This window comes from Zemynaea arenosa (assembly GCF_004614185.1).
In the GTDB taxonomy this organism is placed as follows: Bacteria; Pseudomonadota; Gammaproteobacteria; order Burkholderiales; family Burkholderiaceae_D; genus Telluria; species Telluria arenosa.
In genome coordinates, this window is sequence record NZ_SPVF01000050.1 from 1 (window position 1) to 17,200 (window position 17,200).

Genomic DNA, 17,200 nt, shown 5'->3' on the forward strand with positions numbered 1-17,200 from the left:
GGCCCGACTGGTGCGGGCGCAGCCGGGCGAGCGCGTGCTGCAGCGCGCGGCGGGTGCGGGCCATGGCGCTCTTGGCGTGGCGATAGGGGCGGCTGCTGCGCAGGTAGCCGATCCAGCGGTCCTTGACCGCCATGAACCAGTTGTGCCAGCGGGCGAACCATGTGACTTCCAGCAGCGTTGGCTTGGTGAGCGTGTACAGGCGGGCCACCGCGGCCGCGCCGCCCAGCTTGGCGAGCAGGATCACGGTCACGCCCAGCAGCGCGTGGCCGTGGGCCATGGCGAGCAGGGCCAGCACTTTCACGGGGAACAGCAGCACGGCGGGCAGGATGAAGGCGGTCAGCGCGGCCCACGGAGGAAGGGCGCGGATGCGGACTTCCAGCGCGTGGATCGGCGGCCAGGCGGCGATGCGCTGGACCAGGCGGGCGCCGGTGTCCCAGAACCAGTCCTCGATGAGCAGCAGCACGGCGGCCGCGTAGATCAGCGGCGCCAGGAAACGGTGGCGCGGACGGGCGCGGCGGTTCGGCTTCGCGGCTTGGGTCATGGGGCGATGATACACGGCGCGCCGGTGCGTGCCCGGTTTTGGCGGCCCCGCTACAATGCTTGTATGAACAAGGCATTTGTCAAAGAATCCGAAGGCGATGACGACGATGAGAGCGTCGCGCTGCAGCAGACCATTCCGGCCGGGGCGAAGAATTACATCACGCCGCAGGGCTACCAGCGCATCAAGGACGAGTTGCTGCAGCTGATCGACGTGGAGCGGCCGGAGGTCGTGAAGGTCGTGCACTGGGCGGCGTCGAATGGCGACCGCTCCGAGAACGGCGACTACATCTACGGCAAGCGGCGCCTGCGCGAGATCGACCGCCGGATCCGCTTTCTCACCAAGCGCCTGGACCTGGCGGCGGTGGTCGACCCGAGCGTGCACCACGGGAACGACCAGGTGTTCTTCGGCGCCACAGTGACTTATGCCAACGCGGCCGGAGAAGAGCACACGGTCACCATCGTCGGCATCGACGAGCTCGATCCGCTGAAGGGCAAGATCAGCTGGATCTCGCCGGTGGCACGGGCGCTGACCAAGGCCCGCGAAGGCGACACCGTCACCCTGCAGACGCCGCAGGGAACGGAGGAGCTGGAGATCCTGGAAGTCAGCTATCCGGAGCCGTCCGAATAATTTTTCAAAAGGTGCTTGACCTTCCCATGATGGGAAGCTTCATCGTTCAGTCTCCAACCACTTTTTGAAGGAGTCTGACCATGAACACCAAGTCCACCACCCAAGCTGCCGCTGCTGCCAACTGCGCCTGCACCGCCTGCGCCGGCCCGTCCTGCACCTGCGGCTGCGCCACCCCGGCCGCGTCCCGCTGCGCCTGCGGCCCGCAATGCGGCTGCGGCGACACCTGCGCCTGCGCTCCGCAGGCTACGGGCTGCGGCTGCGGCAACTGAGCCACTGCTGTACTCTGTTTCCGCCCGCCCGGCCGGCTTCGCAAGCCCGCCGGGCTTTTGCCATGTATGCGCTTAGAATGCCGGCATGACCCATCAGACAATTCTTGAATTTGCACCCAGCGGGCGCGGGACGCGGGAGATCACGGACGAAGTGGCACGCGTCGTTACGCAGTCGGGCGTGCAGTGCGGGATTGCGCATGTGTTCGTCCAGCACACGAGCTGCTCGCTGACGATCACCGAGAACGCCGACCGCGACGTGCGGCGCGACCTGGAGACCGTCCTGGCGAGGCTGGCGCCGGACGGCGACCCCGCCTACCGCCACGACACCGAAGGTCCCGACGACATGGCCGCGCACGCCCGCAGTGTGCTCACCGACACGGCATTGACCGTCCCCATCGGCGGCGGCCGCCTGCTGCTGGGCACATGGCAGGGCATCTACCTGTGGGAACACCGCACCAGCCCGCATCAGCGGCGGGTGGTCGTGACGATCCTGGGAGGATGAGCCGGCCCGGGCGGGCCGGCGGTCAGCAGGCCTAGCCCCGCTCGCGCTCGACGCGGTTGACGCCCGGCACGCGGCGCAGGTTGCGGATCAGGTGGGCCAGGTGGACCCGGTCCTTGACCTGGATGGTGAAGCGCAGCTGGGTCATGGCGTGCTCCTTGTACTCGTCCATGCCCACATAGGTGATGTTCGCGTCCGACTCGCCGATCTCGGCCGCCACGCGCGCCAGGATGCCCTTTTCGTTCTCGATCAGCAGCCGGATCCGCGTGTCGAAGCGGCGGTTGATCTCTTCCGCCCACTGGACCGGAATCCAGCGCTCCGGTTCCTTGCCGCGGGCCCGCTTGCCCACGGTGCAGTCACCGATGTGCACCACCAGTCCCTGGTCGCGCTTGAGCTGGCCGCACACCTCGTCACCCGGAATCGGCAGGCAGCACTGCGCCAGCTGGACCGACACGCCATCGTCGCCAAAGATCGTGACCGGCTCCGGCTCGTTCAGCGCGCTCTCCGGCTTGGGCAGCTCGGCGGTCGCGTCGACCAGGGTGAACACCTGGCGTGCCACCAGCGCCGCCATGCGCTTGCCGACGCCGATGTCGGCATACAGCTCGTCCATGGAGCGGGCCTTGGATTCGGCCAGCAGCTTGTCCACGATATGCGGCGGCAGCTCCGCGCTCATGTTCAAGGTGGACAGCGCCTGCGCCATCAGGTCCGCGCCCACCTCCACCGCCTCACTCACGTTCACCGTGCGCAGATGGTGGCGGATGGCCGAACGCGCCTTGCCGGTGCGGACATAGGCCAGCCAGGTCGGGCTCGGATGCGTGTCCGGATTGGTCTCGATCTCGACGATGTCGCCGTTGTGCAGCTCGGTGCGCAGCTGGGCCGGCTCGTTGTTGATCTTGATGGACACCGCATGGTCGCCGATGCTGGTGTGGATCGAATACGCGAAGTCCAGCGCCGTGGCCCCGCGCGGCAGGGCGATGATCTTGGACTTGGGCGTGAACACATACACCGAGTCCGGGAACAGGTCGACCTTCACATGTTCCAGGAACTCGGCCGAGTCGCCGGTCTGCTGCTGGATGTCGAGCAGCGACTGCAGCCACGCATGGGTGCGCTGCTGCAGGTCGGTCATGCTGGTGTCGCCGGTCTTGTACAGCCAGTGCGCCGCCACGCCCGACTCGGCGGTGCGGTGCATTTCCTGGGTGCGGATCTGGAACTCGACCGGCGTGCCGTACGGGCCGATCAGGGTGGTGTGCAGCGACTGGTACCCGTTCAGCTTGCGGATCGCGATGTAATCCTTGAACTTGCCGGGCATGGGCTTGTACAGCTGATGCAGGGTGCCCAGCGCCAGGTAGCAGTCGGCGAAGGAATCGACCACCACGCGGAAGCCATACACGTCCAGTACCTGCGAGAACGACAGGTGCTTGTTGCGCATCTTTTTGAAGATGCCGTACAGGGTCTTCTCGCGCCCGTAGATCTCGGCGTGGATGCCGGCCACCGACAGCGCCGTCTTGACCGCGTCGAGGATCTTGGACACCACCTCGCGCCGGTTGCCGCGCGCCGCCTTGACCGCCTTGGACAAGGTCCGGTAGCGCAGCGGGTACAGGTGCGAGAACGAGAGGTCCTGCAGCTCGCGGTAGATGTTGTTCAGGCCGAGCCGGTGCGCGATCGGCACGTACACTTCCATGGTCTCGGCCGCAATGCGCCGCTTCTTTTCGGGGATCATGACCCCGAGTGTCCGCATGTTGTGCAGCCGGTCCGCGAGCTTGATCAGGATGACGCGCACGTCGCTGGCCATGGCCAGCAGCATCTTGCGGAAGTTCTCGGCCTGGGCCTCGATCTGCGACTGGAACTCGATTTTCTCCAGTTTCGACAGGCCGTCCACCAGCGAGGCCACCTGCGGGCCGAAGCGCTCCAGCAGCTCTTCCTTCTTGACGCCCTGGTCCTCCATCACGTCGTGCAGGAGGGCGGCCATGATGGCCTGGGCGTCCAGCTTCCAGTCGGCGCAGATCTCCGCCACCGCGATCGGATGCGAGATGTACGGCTCGCCCGACTTGCGGACTTGCCCAAGATGCATCTCGTCCGAGAAGCGGTAGGCTTCCTTGACTTTCTTGAGTTCGGTCGGGGAGAGGTACTCGGCCAGCTTGGCCGTGAGGAGGGTGGTGGACGCCACGCCGTGGGCCGGCGCGGCATCGGGGGATTCTTTGGGCTTGGCCGGGCGTTTGGCCCGGGTAGCCGGGGCGCCGGAGTTGTCCGTGGGCGTCAGGTTCATAAGACTCAGAATACCAGAAACACCTGCCCGCCGACCCTCTAGCGCGACCGCAATTACATCGGGACCTTCTTGAGCATTTCCAGCCCGACTTTGCCGGCGGCGATCTCGCGCAGGGCGAGCACGGTCGGCTTGTCCTTGGCTTCCACCTTCGGGGTGTGGCCCTGCAGCAGCTGGCGCGCGCGGTAGGTCGCGGCGAGGGTCAGCTGGAAGCGGTTCGGAACTTGTTTCAGGCAATCTTCAATAGTGATACGGGCCATGGTAACTCCAAGGATTGATTTACAGAGCTTGCTGCGCGTGGATACCCAGTTGGGCGAAGAGCGAGGCATTGCGTGCCATCTGCTGCGCAAACCGGCAGCGGGTCGCTCGGACGATCGACCTCATTTCTTCGAGGGCGACGTTGAAATTCTCGTTGATAATAACATAGTCGAACTCAGGGGCGTGAGCAATCTCGCCCCCGGCGGCCAGCAGGCGCTTGGTGATGATGTGCGGCTCGTCGGTGCCGCGTTTGTGCAGGCGCTCTTCCAGCGCCGCGATGGACGGCGGCAGGATGAAGATGAAGGCCGCGGTCGGGAACAGCGCCTTGACCTGGCGCGCGCCCTGCCAGTCGATCTCCAGCAGGATGTCGGTGCCGGCCTTCATGTGTTCTTCGACGGTCACGCGCGAGGTGCCGTAGTAGTTGCCGTGCACTTCGGCCCACTCCAGGAACTCGCCCTCGGCGGCGCGCTTGACGAAGCTGTCGGCGCTGTCGAAGAAGTATTCGCGGCCGTGCTCTTCGCCCGGGCGCGGCTGGCGCGTGGTGGTGGAGATGGACAGCTTGATCGCCGGTTCCTGCGCCAGCAGCGCGTTCACCAGGGTCGACTTGCCGGCGCCGGAGGGCGCGGCCACCACGAACAGGCTGCCGGAAAAGTTTTGGCTCATTGATAACTCTCGCGTGCGCGGGCTCGCGCTCAAAAAGGTATTTTACCGGAGCAAGCTGGCGCTGGGCTACTGGCGGGCGTCTGGCTGGGCGCTCGCCCGGCGCCACCGGGCCTCACTTGGCCAGGGTCTTGAGCAGCTGCTGCGCCGCGGCGGGCGCGCGTTCCTTGGCACCGTTGATGAAGTAGACGAACACCTCGCGGCCCGCCTTGGGCGCGGGCGCGCCGCTGCCACCGCCGGAACGCCAGTCTTCGGCCTGGGCCGCCCACTTCTTGAGTGCGGGCCGGGTGTAGCCGGTGGCGCACTCGCTCTTCGCTTCCATCAGCCGCGCGTACACGAACGGACCCGTGACCTCAGTGAAGTTAGCGAACTTGGACGAATCCGTGATGACGGTGGCGACCTTGTATTTGCGCGCCAGCTTGAGGTAGTCGTCGCACAGGAAGCTCTCATGGCGCGCGTCCAGCACGTGCATCAGCTTGCGTTTGCCGAGTTTCGCCGGGAGCAGCTTGAAGAAGGCTTCCACATCGGCCGCGTCGAACTTCTTGGTGTGGGCCAGCTGCCACAGGATGGGCCCGAGCTTGTCCCCAAGTTCGGCGAGGCCGCTACCCATGAAGCGTTCGATCGATTCGCCCGCCTCGCCCAGCACCTTGCGGTTGGTGCAGAAGCGGTTGGCCTTGACGGAAAAGACGAAATCGTCCGGCGTCTGCGCCGCCCACGAAGCAAAGTTCGCGGGTGTCGCCGTGCGGTAGAACGTGCCGTTGATTTCGATGGTGGTGACCTGCCGGCTCGCCCATTCGAGGGCGCGCTTCTTCGGCAGGTCGGAGGGATAGAACGTTTCGCGCCAGGGCTCGAAGTCCCAGCCGCCGATGCCGACCCGTATGCGCGTGCCGGCCATGGTCTCTCGCTTACTCCAGGTTCTGGACCTGCTCGCGCATCTGCTCGATCAGCAGCTTGAGCTCCATCGACGCATCGGCCAGCTCCTTGACCGAGGCCTTGGCGCCCAGCGTGTTCGCTTCGCGGTTCAGCTCCTGCATCATGAAGTCGAGGCGCTTGCCGACCTGGCCGCCCTTCTTGAGGATGTGGCGCGTCTCGCCCAGGTGGGCAGAAAGGCGCGACAGCTCCTCGGCCACATCGATGCGGATGCCGTACAGCGTGACTTCCTGGCGGATCCGCTCGAACGCTTCCTGGCGGGTGAGAGTGGTGCCGTTGCCGTGACCCGCGAGGCCGAGGGCATCCTGCATGCGCTCCACCGCCTTCTGCTGGAAGGCGGAGATCACCTGCGGGATCAGCGGCGTGATGCGCTTGACGATGTTTTCCATCGCCTCGATCCGCTGCAGCAGCATGGCTTCCAGCGCCGCGCCTTCGCGCCTGCGGCTGTCGACGAAAGCTTCGATGGTGCGCTTGGTGAGAGCGGCGACATCGGCCTGCAGCGACTCCTGGCCGATCTGTGCCTCTTCCACCACACCGGGCCAGCGCAGCAGCTCCGCCACCGTCATCGGCGGCGCGGAGACGAAGTGCTTGGTGACTTCGGTCTGCAGGCGGGACAGGTCGGCCAGCACGTCCATGTTGATGGCGGCCGATCCGCTGGCCACCTTGCGGCCGAACGACAGACGGGCTTCCACCTTGCCGCGCGTGATCGCGCCCATGATGGCGGCGCGCAGGTCCGGCTCGAGTGCGCGCAGTTCGTCGTTGATCCGAAACTGGAGGTCCAGGAAGCGTGAATTCACGCTCTTGATTTCAATGGTGAGGGTGCCGGCGGCGCTTTCGCTGGTGGCGACTGCGTAGCCCGTCATGCTGGAAATGCTCAATGGAGTCCCCGGTTTTATGTCTTTTCTTTACAAAGCAGTGATTTATCCACACAATCCCCTTGTTATGCAAGGAACTCTTCATGGCAGCTCAAAATAACGCCCCTTTGCCGGACGGGCTGGAGATTGCCGGATATCGCATTGTAAAGAAAATTGCTTCCGGTGGGTTCAGTATTGTCTATCTGGCATATGACGGGGATGGCAATGCGGTCGCCATCAAGGAATATCTTCCCAGTTCGCTGGCCTTGCGCCAGCCGGGCGAACTCGCGCCGGTCATCTCCAAGCCCAATCTGCCGGTCTTCCGCATCGGCCTGAAATGCTTTTTCGAAGAAGGGCGCGCGCTCGCGCTGATCGCCCATCCCAACGTGGTGCGGGTGCTGAACTTCTTCCGCGCCAACGAGACGGTGTACATGGTGATGGCCTATGAATCGGGCCACTCGCTGCAGGAACATATTGCGCGCCTGGGGGCGAAGGGCAGCCGCATGAGCGAGGCCTTCATCCGCCAGGTGTTCGTGGGCGTGTGCGCAGGCCTGCGCGAGGTCCACGCCAACAAGCTGCTGCACCTGGATTTGAAGCCCGCGAATATCTACCTGCGCACCGACGGTACGCCGATCCTGCTGGACTTCGGCGCCGCGCGCCAGAGCTTCAATAACGAAGTGCCCAAGCTGCGGCCGATGTACACGCCCGGTTTTGCGCCGCCCGATTTGTACGCGCGCTCGGTGACGCTGGGGCCGTGGTCGGATATCTACTCGATCGGTGCGGCCATGTATGCCTGCATGTGCGGCGCCGCGCCCCAGCCCGCGGACCAGCGCACGCAGGAAGACCAGATGGGCGCGCAGTACGAGAAGCTGAAGGCGAATTATTCCGAGGACCTGGTGCGCATGGTGCGCTGGTGCCTGGAGCTCGATCCGGACAAGCGGCCCCACAGCCTGTTCGCGCTGCAGAAGCAGCTGTACGTACCCGCTACACCAGCGGCACCGGCGGCACCGGAGAACGCGCTGCAGAAGCTCACGCGCGGGCTGGCCGACCGCATCGGCCTGGGCCGCGGTAAGTCGTCCGGCCAGAAAACGGGGTAAACGATCTATGCAATTTTCCGTCTACCAGGAGAGCCACATCGGCGGACGCAAGGTCAACCAGGACCGCATGGGCTACAGCTTCACCCGCGACGCGCTGCTGATGGTGCTGGCCGACGGCATGGGTGGCCACCTGCAGGGCGAGGTGGCGGCCGAGATTACGATGCGGACCATGTCCGCCATGTTCCAGGCCCAGGCCACGCCGTATGTGAAGAAGCCGGAGCGCTTCCTGGAAGAGGCCTTCATGGCCGCGCACCACGAGATCCACCGCTACCGTGCCGCCAACAACCTGCCGGACACGCCGCGCACCACAGTGGTGGCCTGCCTGGTGCAGCACAACTGCGCCATCTGGGCGCACTGCGGCGACTCGCGCCTGTACTGGATCCGCCGCGGCCAGGTGCTGGGCCGCACGCGCGACCACTCGCATGTGGAGCACATGGTGGTCAAGGGCCAGGTGACGCCCGCCGAGGCGCTTACGCACCCGGACCGCAACAAGCTGTATAACTGCCTGGGTGCGTCCGCGCTGCCCAAGGTGGAGGTGTCGCGCCAGGCCAGCCTGCTGCCGGGCGATATCCTGATGCTGTGCTCCGACGGCCTGTGGGCGATGGTCGAAGACGACACCATCGCCCACAAGCTGACCAGCCAGACCATCGTGCGCGGCGTGCCCGAGCTGCTGACAAACGCGGTGAACATCGCCGGGGCGGCCAGCGACAATGCGACTGCGCTGGCCATCATGTGGCAAGGCACGCCGACCACGGACGCGCACCCCAGTACCAACATGGCGACCGTGATCTCGACCGAGATGCTGCCCGAGAACCAGGTCACCACCACCATCCAGACCGCGCCCGCCGGCGAAGCCGCGGCCGACATCGATGCGTTCGACGACGACGAGATCGAGAAGGCCATCGCGGAGATTCGCGGCGCGATCGAAAAATCTTCCCAAATCCTCAAAGGTTAAAGGCTTACTCATGACTTTCGAATCGCGCCCAAGCGGCCGCGCCGTCGACCAGCTGCGCAACATCCTCATCACCCGCAACTACACCAAGCACGCCGAAGGGTCGGTGCTGATCGAATGCGGGGACACGAAAGTGATCTGCACCGCGTCGATCGAAGAGAAGGTGCCGGGCTTTTTGAAAGGGAAGGGGCAGGGCTGGCTGACGGCGGAATACGGCATGCTGCCGCGCTCCACGCATTCCCGCATGGACCGCGAGGCGGCGCGCGGCAAGCAGTCGGGCCGCACGCAGGAGATCCAGCGTTTGATCGGGCGCTCGCTGCGGGCGGCGTTTGACTTGCAGGCGTTTGGCGAGCGCACCTTGCACCTGGACTGCGACGTGATCCAGGCCGACGGTGGCACACGCACGGCGTCCATCACCGGGGCGATGGTGGCGGCGTACGACGCGTTTTCCAAGCTGGCCGGTTCCGGTGCAATTGCCGCGGTGCCGGCCAAGCACTTCGTGGCCGCCATTTCGGTGGGCGTGTACAAGGGGATGCCGGTGCTGGACCTCGATTATGTCGAGGATTCGGACTGCGACACGGACATGAACATCGTGATGACGGAGGCGGGCCATTTCGTCGAGGTGCAGGGCACGGCCGAAGGCGCGGCCTTCGACCGCAAAGTGATGAACCGCCTGCTCGACCTCGGACAGGCGGGCATTACGGACCTGATCGCCCTGCAGAAGCGCTCACTCGGCCTGGCCTGATCGTCGGCGTGGACTCTCCAGCCGATCGATTCGCGCTTCCATTTGCTCGATCCGCCGCGCTTCATCGCTGCGGTGCCATTGCTCGACTTGCCGACGGAAGTCCTCTATTCGCGCATCCGTTCGCTGCTGAGACTGCTCCACCTGATGACGGACATCATCAATCCGAAGGTTGGTCTCGTGCAGCATGTTGATGACGATGGCCACCAGAACGGCGAACCCGCCGATCATGGTTCCGGCCACCCAGCGCACGATCATTGCCGTCTGATGGTCCAGCTTGGCGCTCACCGTCGCCAGCAGCAGATCCATCTTCGCGTTCGCCTCCCGCTGAAGATCCCGCGTCTCCGATTTATGCTCGGCAATCATGATCTCGACGCGCGCCTGTTCTTCGTTCAGGCGCGCGTTCATTTCCTCGCGAAAGTCGACTTCCATGGTGGCTTCCAGGATGCACTCATCCATTGGACGAGCCGCACCGCGCCACGTTCCTTCAGAATAGCCGCAGCTTGCGAAATGTCAGGCGGGCTAAGCGCAGGTAAAATGGCAGGATGACTCAGAAACTGATCCTCGCCTCGAATAACGCAGGCAAACTCAAAGAATTCGGCGAACTCCTTGGCCCGCTCGGCTTCGAGCTGCACGCGCAGGGCGAATTCAACGTTCCCGAAGCGGAAGAGCCGTATCACACTTTCATCGAAAATGCGCTGACCAAGGCCCGCCACGCGGCGCGCCTGACTGGCCTGCCCGCGCTGGCCGACGACTCGGGCGTGTGCGTGAATGCGCTCGGCGGCGCCCCTGGCGTCTATTCCGCCCGCTACGCCGGCGAGCCGAAGTCCGACGCCAACAACAACGCGAAATTGATCGCCGACCTGGCCCCGCACGCCGACAAGTCCGCGTACTACTATTGCGTGCTGGTCTTCGTGCGCCACGCCGATGACCCGCAGCCCGTCATCGCCGACGGCCGCTGGAACGGCGAGATCGTGGCCGAGGCGCGCGGCAGCAATGGCTTCGGCTACGACCCGCACTTCCTCATCCCGTCGCTCGGCAAGCACACCGCCGAACTGAGTTCCGACGAGAAGAACGCGCTCTCGCACCGCGGACAGGCCCTGCGCGCGCTGGTTGAAAAACTGAAGTCCGCCTGATATTCAGCCTCACCGTCACACTGCAATGATCCCGATTAAACCGGCCAGCATCGAAGGGCGCTCGCCTGCCGCCGCAGCGCTCCAGTACCTGCAGCCCGGCTCCCTCAACCTGACCGCGCTGCCGCCGCTGGCGCTGTACATCCACTTCCCGTGGTGCGTGCGCAAGTGCCCCTATTGCGACTTCAATTCGCACGAAGCGAAGGGCGGCTCCAAGGAGGGGGGCTTTCCGGAAGAGGAATACCTGGATGCGGTGCGTCTCGACCTTGAACAGTCGCTCCCCCTGATCTGGGGCCGCAAGATCTACACCATCTTCATCGGCGGCGGCACGCCCAGCCTGATGTCCGCAAAGGGCTTGGACCGCTTGATGTCCGACGTGCGCACCTTGCTGCCGCTGGACCTGCGCTGCGAAGTGACGATGGAAGCCAATCCCGGCACCTTCGAGCAGGACAAGTTCCGCTCCTTCCGCGACAGCGGCATCAACCGCCTGTCGATCGGCATCCAGAGCTTCAACTCACGCCACCTGGAAGCGCTGGGCCGCATCCACGACGGCGGCGAGGCGCGGCGCGCGGTGGAAATCGCGCACAGCACCTTCGACAACTTTAACCTGGACCTGATGTATGCGCTGCCCTCGCAATCGCTGGACGAGGCGCGCGCCGACATCGAAACCGCGATCGCCTTCGCGCCGCCGCACCTGTCGCTGTACCACCTGACGATGGAGCCGAACACGGTCTTCGCCAAGTATCCGCCGCAGCTGCCGGACGACGATACCAGCGCCGACATGCAGGACATGATCGCCGACCTGACCGGCGCCGCCGGCTACCAGCACTACGAAGTCTCCGCCTACGCGAAGGAAGGTCACCGCGCGCGCCACAACCTCAATTATTGGGAGTTCGGCGACTACCTCGGCATCGGCGCCGGTGCGCATTCCAAGCTGTCGTTCCCGCACCGGGTCCTGCGCCAGGCGCGCTTCAAGCAGCCCGCCTCCTTTATCGAGAACGCGCGCAAGGGCACGCCGGTGCAGGAGGAGCACGAGATCGGCCGCGCCGACCTGCCGTTCGAGTTCATGCTCAACGCCCTGCGTCTGACAGAGGGCTTCGACCCCAACCTGTTCGGCGAGCGCACCGGCATGAGCATCACCGCCATCGAAAAGGCGCTCAACGCGGCCGAAGCCAAAGGCCTGATCTACCGCGACTTCAAGGTGATCCGTCCCACGGAGCTGGGCCAGCGCTTCCTCAACGACCTGCAGCAGATGTTCCTGTAGCCGAGGGCCGGGGCGGCCTTCACGCACGCCCCACAATCGCTTCACACAGCGGCGTTACAGTGCTCTCACTATTCCACCGCAGGAGAGAGAGATGACGACGATGACTTCCCCGGCCAGCGGCCGCCCGTCCAGCGTGCGCCGTAACGCCCTGATCGTGCTGGCCGTGGCGGCTGCGCTGCAGCTGATCCCTGCGATCGCGATGCGCTTCACCAGCGAAGTTAATTGGACCGGTTCCGACTTCGTGGCAGCCTTCGTCGTGCTGTCCTTCTTCGGGTTGGCCTACGTGTTCATCTCCAGCCGCATCCAGCTCGCCGTGCACCGCTGGGTACTGGGTGCAGGCCTGTTCCTGCTACTGGCCGCGGTGTGGGTCGAAATGGCCACCGGCTTCGTGTCCCGCCATTTCGCTACCCAATAAAAAATGCCGCCCGGAGGCGGCATGGTCCTGAGGCGCGCGGCTCTTACTTCAAGCCGCCGCCCAGCACGCGGTACAGCGTGACCTGGTTCTGCAAGCGCAGCTGGTTGGCCTGGATGGCCGCCTGCTGTGCCGAGAACAGGGAACGCTGCGCGTCGAGGTAATCCAGATAGCTGGCCGCCCCGTTCCGGTAGCGCAGATCGGCGAGGTCGAAGCGCGACTGCTCGGACGCCGCCACCGCACGCTGGGCGCGCAGCTGTTCGGCATACGTCGCCTGGCCTGCCAGCGCATCCGACACTTCGCGGAACGCGCCCTGGATGGTGCGCTCGTACTGCGCCACCGCTGCATCGTTGGCCGCCCGCGCTGCGGCCAGCCCTGCGGCATTGCGTCCGTAGTCGAAGATCGGCAGGATCGCCTGCGGCGCAAACGTCCAGCCCCACGACCCTGACTTGAAGAGGCCCGACAGCTCGCTGCTGGCCGATCCCGCGCTCGCCGTCAGCGAAATGCGCGGGAAGAAGTTGGCACGCGCCGCGCCGATGTTGGCGTTCGCGGCGACAAGTTGCTGCTCGGCGGCGCGGATGTCCGGCCGCACGGTCAGCAGGTCGGACGGCAGCCCGGCCGGCAGGTCCGCCAGGTTGGTCTGCGCCAGCGTGGTCCCCGGCGGCAGGTTGTCCGGCAGCGGCTGGCCGACCAGCAGCGTGAGCGCGTTGAAGTCGTTGGCGCGCTGGCGCTGCTGCTGGGCGAGGGCGACGCGCGCCGTCTCCACCAGCGAGCGGGCCTGCTCCAGGTCCACCTTGGACACCACGCCCTGGTCGAACTTCAGCTGCACCAGGCGCAGCGACTCGTCGCGCGTGGCGAGCGTGCGGCGGATCAGGTCCAGCTGTTCTTCGTCAGCCAGCGTGGCCAGGTAGGCATTGGCCACCGAGGCAATGAGACTGATGCGCACCGTGCGCGCGTTCTCATCGACCGCCAGGAACTGCGCCTGGGCGGCCGCGGTGAGGTTGCGCAGGCGCCCGAACAGATCGAGCTCGAAGGCGCTGACCGCCAGACCCGCGCTGTAGGTGCTGGTGATGGTGTCGTTCGCACCCGGCACGCGGCTGCCACTGACGGCCGCGCTCACGGTCGGCAGCTCGCTGGCGCGCGTGATACGGAACTGCGCGCGCGCCTGCTCGATGTTGGCTGCAGCGATGCGCAGGTCCCGGTTGTTGGCCAGGGCCAGGCGGATCAATTCCTGCAGGCGCGCATCGGCAAAGTAGCGGTTCCATTCAATGGAGGACGCTGCCTCGCCTGCGGGGCTGGACTCGGGGTAGGCCGCCGCGATGGGGGCGGCCGGACGCTGGTAAGTGGGCGCCAGGTTGCAGCCCGCGAGTGCCGCAGCCAGTGCCGCCGCCAAGGCCAGCGGTGCCACGTTGAAGCTCGTGGAGCGTGTACTACGTTTCATCATGTTTAACCTCGACACCATGGGATTCGGCTTCGTGCGCGTACTTTTCGCGCTGCCGTTCGCTGCCCTTGAAGAAGGAGCGGACCACCACGAAGAACACCGGCACGAACAGAACGCCGAGCGCGGTGGCGGTGAACATCCCGCCCATCACGCCGGTACCGATGGCGCGCTGGCTGGCCGACCCCGCGCCGCCCGCCACCACCAGCGGCAGCACGCCGAGCATGAAGGCCAGGGACGTCATCAGGATCGGGCGGAAGCGCAGGTGGCAGGCCTCGATGGCCGCTTCCACCGCCGTCTTGCCCTGCGCCTGCAGGTCCTTGGCGAATTCGATGATCAGCACCGCGTTCTTCGCACCGAGGCCGATGATGGTGATCAGGCCGACCTTGAAGTACACGTCGTTCGGGTAGCCGCGCAGGGTGGCCGCGAGCAGGGCGCCGAGCACACCGAGCGGCACCACCAGCAGCACCGAGAGCGGGATGGTCCAGCTCTCATACAGTGCGGCCAGCGCCAGGAACACGGCCAGCAGCGAGAAGCCGACCAGCACGCCGACCGTGGAGCCGGACAGCTTTTCCTCGCGCGACTGGCCGGTCCATTCATACGCGAAACCGGCCGGCAGCTGGCCCGCCAGGCGTTCCATCTCGGCCATCGCCTCGCCGGTCGAGTGGCCCGGTGCGGCGTCGCCGGACAGGCGCATCGACGAGTAGCCGTTGTAGCGCACTGTTTGCATTGGACCAGTGATCCAGTGCGTGCTCGCGAATGCGGACAGCGGCACCGGCTGGCCCTTGACGTTCAGGGCATTAAGGCGCAGCAGGTCGTTCGGCTGCATGCGCGCCGGGGCGTCAGCTTGCACCACCACGCGTTGCAAACGGCCCGCGTTGGGGAAGTCGTTCACGTAGGACGAACCGAGCGCCGTCGAGATGGCGGTGTTGATCGCGTCGAAGGTCACGCCCAGGGCGTTGGCCTTGTCGCGGTCGATGTCGAGCATCAGCTGGGGTGCGTCTTCCAGGCCTTCCGGACGGACACCGGCCAGGATCGGCGACTTGGCGGCAAGGCCCATCAGCTGGTTGCGTGCCGCCAGCAGCGCGTCGCGGCCATTGCCGCCGCGGTCCTGCAGGCGGAAGGCGAAGCCGGTCGAGCGGCCCAGTTCCGGAATCGGCGGCGGACTCACGGCGAAGATGAAGGCGTCGCGGATGCCGGAGAGGGCGCCAGTCACGCGGTTGGCGAAGTCGCTGGCGCCCTGGCCCTGGCCCTTGCGCTCGGACCAGTCCTTGAGCGGGATGAAGCCCAGCGCCGCATTCTGGCCCTGGCCGGAGAACGAGAAGCCGACCACACCCACCATGTCCGCGACTTCCGGTTGCTTGAGGATGTAGTTCTCGGACTGGATCAGCGCCGCCGTGGTGCGCTCCAGCGTGGCGCCCGGGGGCAGCTGGAAGTTGGCGATGATGTAGCCCTGGTCCTCGTTCGGCAGGAAGGATGACGGCATGCGCGTGAAGATCAGCGCCACCAGGCCGATGGCCAGCGCGAACACGATCAGCATGCGGCCGGTCTTGCGCAGCAGGCGCGCGACCAGCGATTCATAACGCTTGGCGGTACGCGAGAAGCCGCGGTTGAACCAGCCGAAGAAGCCTTTCTTCTCGTGGTGGTGGCCCGCCTCGACGGGCTTCAGCAGGTGTGCGCACAGCGCGGGCGTGAGCGACAGCGCCATGAAGGCCGAGAAAGCGATCGAGGACACCATCACCGCCGAGAACTGGCGGTAGATGTTGCCGACCGCGCCCGCGAAGAACGCCAGCGGCACGAACACCGAGATCAGCACCACGGTCACGCCGATGATGGCGCCCGATATCTGGCCCATCGCCTTGCGCGTGGCGAGCAGCGGCGGCAGCCCTTCCTCGCTCATGATGCGCTCGACGTTTTCCACCACCACGATGGCGTCGTCCACCACGATACCGATCACCAGCACCATGCCGAACATGGTCAGGACGTTGATGGAGAATCCGAGGGCCAGCAGCGCGGCCAGGGAGCCGAGCAGGGCGACCGGCACCACGATGGTCGGGATGATGGTGTAGCGGATGTTCTGCAGGAACAGGTACATCACCAGGAACACCAGGATGATTGCTTCGACCAGGGTCTCGACCACCTGCTTGATGGAGATCTTGATGAACTTGGACGAATCGAACGGCACCGACCACTTCACGCCCGGCGGGAAGAACTTGGACAGTTCCTCCATGCGGGCCTTGACCAGGGTCGCCGTTTCCAGCGCGTTGCCGGTCGGGGACAGCTGGATACCGATGCCGGTGGACGGCTTGCCGTTGATGCGCGCCGAGGTGGCGTAGCTTTGCGCGCCGATCTCGATGCGGGCCACGTCGCGCAGGCGCACGGCGGAACCGTCCGGGTTCGCGCGCAGCACGATATTCCCGAACTGCTCGACGCTGGACAGCTGGCCGTTCACCACCACGGTGGCGGTGATGGTCTGGCCGGACTGGATCGGCAGGTCGCCGATGGTGCCCGACGCCACCTGGGCGTTCTGGCTGCGGATGGCGGCGTTGACGTCGCCCGGGGTCAGGTTGAAGCCGACCAGTTTCGCGGGGTCGATCCAGATGCGCATGGCCTTCTCGGTACCGAAGAGCTGCGCCTGGCCGACACCCTTGATCCGCTGGATCTCGGGCAGCACTGTGCGCGAGGCGTAGTCGCCCAGCGCGATCGGGTCGAACTTCGGATCGTTGGACGACATGATCACGAACATCAGGAAGTTCGCGCGCGCCTTGTCCACGCGCACGCCCTGCTGGTTCACCGCCTGCGGCAGGCGCGGGGTGGCGCGGCCGAGGCGGTTCTGCACATCGACCTGGGCGAGGTCGGGGTCCGTCCCCGTCTCAAACGACAGGGTGATGGAACCGGAGCCGTTGGCCTGGCTGATCGACTCCATGTAGATCAGGCCTGGTGAGCCGTTCATCTCGCGTTCGATGACGGAGATGACGGAGTCCTCCAGCGTCTGGGCCGAGGCGCCGGGGTAGGCGGCCGAGATCACGATGGACGGCGGCGCCACGGGCGGGTACTGCGCGATCGGCAGCTGGGTGATGGAGACCGCGCCCGCCACCATGATGAAGAGCGCGATCACCCATGCAAAGATAGGGCGGTCAATGAAAAAACGGGCCATGAATCAGATCCTTGTTGTGCGATGAGGCGGACGGGCGGCGCTCAGCGGCCACCGGTCGCGCCAGCGCGGCCACCGGCACCGGCCGCCGGAGCGGCGCCGGAGGG

General features: G+C 65.7%; 18 protein-coding genes. 9 read left to right on the top strand and 9 right to left on the bottom strand.

What is annotated here, in order from left to right:
- Positions 1-541: hypothetical protein (locus E4L96_RS03460; RefSeq protein WP_135205837.1), on the bottom strand; the 541-nt coding region annotated here is incomplete at its 3' end.
- A 63-nt stretch (positions 542-604) separates the two neighbouring features.
- Here E4L96_RS03460 and greB point away from each other — a divergent pair.
- The 3 genes from greB to E4L96_RS03475 all read left to right on the top strand — a co-directional run bounded on the left by greB (position 605) and on the right by E4L96_RS03475 (position 1,939).
- Entirely contained in the window at positions 605-1,168 is a 564-nt protein-coding gene (gene greB, locus E4L96_RS03465) for a transcription elongation factor GreB (protein WP_135205838.1), read from the top strand.
- Between the two features lie 80 nt (positions 1,169-1,248).
- Positions 1,249-1,437 carry a hypothetical protein gene (locus E4L96_RS23490; RefSeq protein WP_167758590.1) on the top strand — a complete coding sequence of 63 codons (189 nt, stop codon included), beginning with the start codon at positions 1,249-1,251 and terminating at the stop codon, positions 1,435-1,437.
- Between the two features lie 85 nt (positions 1,438-1,522).
- Entirely contained in the window at positions 1,523-1,939 is a 417-nt protein-coding gene (locus E4L96_RS03475) for a secondary thiamine-phosphate synthase enzyme YjbQ (protein ID WP_135205839.1), read from the top strand.
- 31 nt (positions 1,940-1,970) lie between these two features.
- On the opposite strand, the gene E4L96_RS03480 is transcribed toward E4L96_RS03475, so the two are convergent.
- From E4L96_RS03480 to E4L96_RS03500, 5 genes are all read right to left on the bottom strand, one after another.
- Positions 1,971-4,202: a RelA/SpoT family protein gene (locus tag E4L96_RS03480; RefSeq protein WP_135205840.1), complete on the bottom strand. Its 2,232-nt coding sequence runs from the start codon at positions 4,200-4,202 to the stop codon at positions 1,971-1,973.
- 53 nt (positions 4,203-4,255) lie between these two features.
- On the bottom strand, positions 4,256-4,459 hold the full coding sequence (gene rpoZ / locus E4L96_RS03485; protein ID WP_135205841.1) for a DNA-directed RNA polymerase subunit omega: 204 nt from the start codon (positions 4,457-4,459) through the stop codon (positions 4,256-4,258).
- A 19-nt stretch (positions 4,460-4,478) separates the two neighbouring features.
- On the bottom strand, positions 4,479-5,120 hold the full coding sequence (gene gmk, locus E4L96_RS03490) for a guanylate kinase (protein WP_135205842.1): 642 nt from the start codon (positions 5,118-5,120) through the stop codon (positions 4,479-4,481).
- Between the two features lie 112 nt (positions 5,121-5,232).
- Complete coding sequence (locus tag E4L96_RS03495; protein WP_135205843.1) at positions 5,233-6,012, bottom strand: DUF72 domain-containing protein; 780 nt, start codon at positions 6,010-6,012, stop codon at positions 5,233-5,235.
- A 10-nt stretch (positions 6,013-6,022) separates the two neighbouring features.
- Positions 6,023-6,910, bottom strand: coding sequence for a YicC/YloC family endoribonuclease (locus tag E4L96_RS03500; RefSeq protein WP_135205844.1), 888 nt, complete (start codon positions 6,908-6,910; stop codon positions 6,023-6,025).
- Positions 6,911-7,005: 95 nt separating this feature from the next.
- Here E4L96_RS03500 and E4L96_RS03505 point away from each other — a divergent pair, with 95 nt between their 5' ends.
- The 3 genes from E4L96_RS03505 to rph are packed head-to-tail and all read left to right on the top strand — an operon-like array spanning position 7,006 to position 9,695.
- Positions 7,006-7,998 (top strand): serine/threonine protein kinase, encoded by a 993-nt coding sequence (locus tag E4L96_RS03505; RefSeq protein WP_135205845.1) that lies wholly within the window; start codon positions 7,006-7,008, stop codon positions 7,996-7,998.
- Between the two features lie 7 nt (positions 7,999-8,005).
- Entirely contained in the window at positions 8,006-8,953 is a 948-nt protein-coding gene (locus tag E4L96_RS03510) for a PP2C family protein-serine/threonine phosphatase (RefSeq protein ID WP_135205846.1), read from the top strand.
- Between the two features lie 10 nt (positions 8,954-8,963).
- Complete coding sequence (gene rph / locus E4L96_RS03515; RefSeq protein ID WP_135205847.1) at positions 8,964-9,695, top strand: ribonuclease PH; 732 nt, start codon at positions 8,964-8,966, stop codon at positions 9,693-9,695.
- Here rph and E4L96_RS03520 read toward each other — a convergent pair.
- Complete coding sequence (locus E4L96_RS03520) at positions 9,678-10,124, bottom strand: hypothetical protein (RefSeq protein WP_135205848.1); 447 nt, start codon at positions 10,122-10,124, stop codon at positions 9,678-9,680. The two genes, rph and E4L96_RS03520, sit on opposite strands and share 18 nt — an antisense overlap.
- 113 nt (positions 10,125-10,237) lie before the next feature.
- Here E4L96_RS03520 and rdgB point away from each other — a divergent pair, with 113 nt between their 5' ends.
- The 3 genes from rdgB to E4L96_RS03535 all read left to right on the top strand — a co-directional run bounded on the left by rdgB (position 10,238) and on the right by E4L96_RS03535 (position 12,504).
- On the top strand, positions 10,238-10,828 hold the full coding sequence (gene rdgB, locus E4L96_RS03525) for an RdgB/HAM1 family non-canonical purine NTP pyrophosphatase (protein WP_135205849.1): 591 nt from the start codon (positions 10,238-10,240) through the stop codon (positions 10,826-10,828).
- A 25-nt stretch (positions 10,829-10,853) separates the two neighbouring features.
- Positions 10,854-12,089, top strand: coding sequence for a radical SAM family heme chaperone HemW (gene hemW / locus E4L96_RS03530; RefSeq protein ID WP_135205850.1), 1,236 nt, complete (start codon positions 10,854-10,856; stop codon positions 12,087-12,089).
- 91 nt (positions 12,090-12,180) lie between these two features.
- Positions 12,181-12,504, top strand: coding sequence for a hypothetical protein (locus tag E4L96_RS03535; RefSeq protein ID WP_135205851.1), 324 nt, complete (start codon positions 12,181-12,183; stop codon positions 12,502-12,504).
- Positions 12,505-12,547: 43 nt separating this feature from the next.
- Here E4L96_RS03535 and E4L96_RS03540 read toward each other — a convergent pair whose 3' ends face one another.
- A complete protein-coding gene (locus E4L96_RS03540) occupies positions 12,548-13,942 on the bottom strand; it encodes an efflux transporter outer membrane subunit (protein WP_229414204.1) in 1,395 nt (464 codons plus the stop codon).
- Complete coding sequence (locus tag E4L96_RS03545; protein ID WP_135205853.1) at positions 13,932-17,096, bottom strand: efflux RND transporter permease subunit; 3,165 nt, start codon at positions 17,094-17,096, stop codon at positions 13,932-13,934. Before E4L96_RS03545 ends, E4L96_RS03540 begins: the two co-directional genes overlap by 11 nt.
- Between the last annotated feature and the right edge of the window lie 104 nt (positions 17,097-17,200).

Excerpts from the sequence above, each read along its gene's own strand:
- E4L96_RS03500 (WP_135205844.1), bottom strand. The coding sequence starts at position 6,910 with ATGACGGGCTACGCAGTCGCCACCAGCGAAAGCGCCGCCGGCACCCTC.
- rdgB (WP_135205849.1), top strand. The coding sequence starts at position 10,238 with ATGACTCAGAAACTGATCCTCGCCTCGAATAACGCAGGCAAACTCAAA.
- hemW (WP_135205850.1), top strand. The coding sequence starts at position 10,854 with ATGATCCCGATTAAACCGGCCAGCATCGAAGGGCGCTCGCCTGCCGCC.
- E4L96_RS03475 (WP_135205839.1), top strand. The coding sequence starts at position 1,523 with ATGACCCATCAGACAATTCTTGAATTTGCACCCAGCGGGCGCGGGACG.
- gmk (WP_135205842.1), bottom strand. The coding sequence starts at position 5,120 with ATGAGCCAAAACTTTTCCGGCAGCCTGTTCGTGGTGGCCGCGCCCTCC.
- E4L96_RS03535 (WP_135205851.1), top strand. The coding sequence starts at position 12,181 with ATGACGACGATGACTTCCCCGGCCAGCGGCCGCCCGTCCAGCGTGCGC.
- E4L96_RS03505 (WP_135205845.1), top strand. The coding sequence starts at position 7,006 with ATGGCAGCTCAAAATAACGCCCCTTTGCCGGACGGGCTGGAGATTGCC.
- E4L96_RS23490 (WP_167758590.1), top strand. The coding sequence starts at position 1,249 with ATGAACACCAAGTCCACCACCCAAGCTGCCGCTGCTGCCAACTGCGCC.
- rph (WP_135205847.1), top strand. The coding sequence starts at position 8,964 with ATGACTTTCGAATCGCGCCCAAGCGGCCGCGCCGTCGACCAGCTGCGC.
- E4L96_RS03510 (WP_135205846.1), top strand. The coding sequence starts at position 8,006 with ATGCAATTTTCCGTCTACCAGGAGAGCCACATCGGCGGACGCAAGGTC.
- greB (WP_135205838.1), top strand. The coding sequence starts at position 605 with ATGAACAAGGCATTTGTCAAAGAATCCGAAGGCGATGACGACGATGAG.
- E4L96_RS03495 (WP_135205843.1), bottom strand. The coding sequence starts at position 6,012 with ATGGCCGGCACGCGCATACGGGTCGGCATCGGCGGCTGGGACTTCGAG.
- E4L96_RS03480 (WP_135205840.1), bottom strand. The coding sequence starts at position 4,202 with ATGAACCTGACGCCCACGGACAACTCCGGCGCCCCGGCTACCCGGGCC.
- rpoZ (WP_135205841.1), bottom strand. The coding sequence starts at position 4,459 with ATGGCCCGTATCACTATTGAAGATTGCCTGAAACAAGTTCCGAACCGC.
- E4L96_RS03520 (WP_135205848.1), bottom strand. The coding sequence starts at position 10,124 with ATGGAAGTCGACTTTCGCGAGGAAATGAACGCGCGCCTGAACGAAGAA.
- E4L96_RS03540 (WP_229414204.1), bottom strand. The coding sequence starts at position 13,942 with ATGAAACGTAGTACACGCTCCACGAGCTTCAACGTGGCACCGCTGGCC.
- E4L96_RS03545 (WP_135205853.1), bottom strand. The coding sequence starts at position 17,096 with ATGGCCCGTTTTTTCATTGACCGCCCTATCTTTGCATGGGTGATCGCG.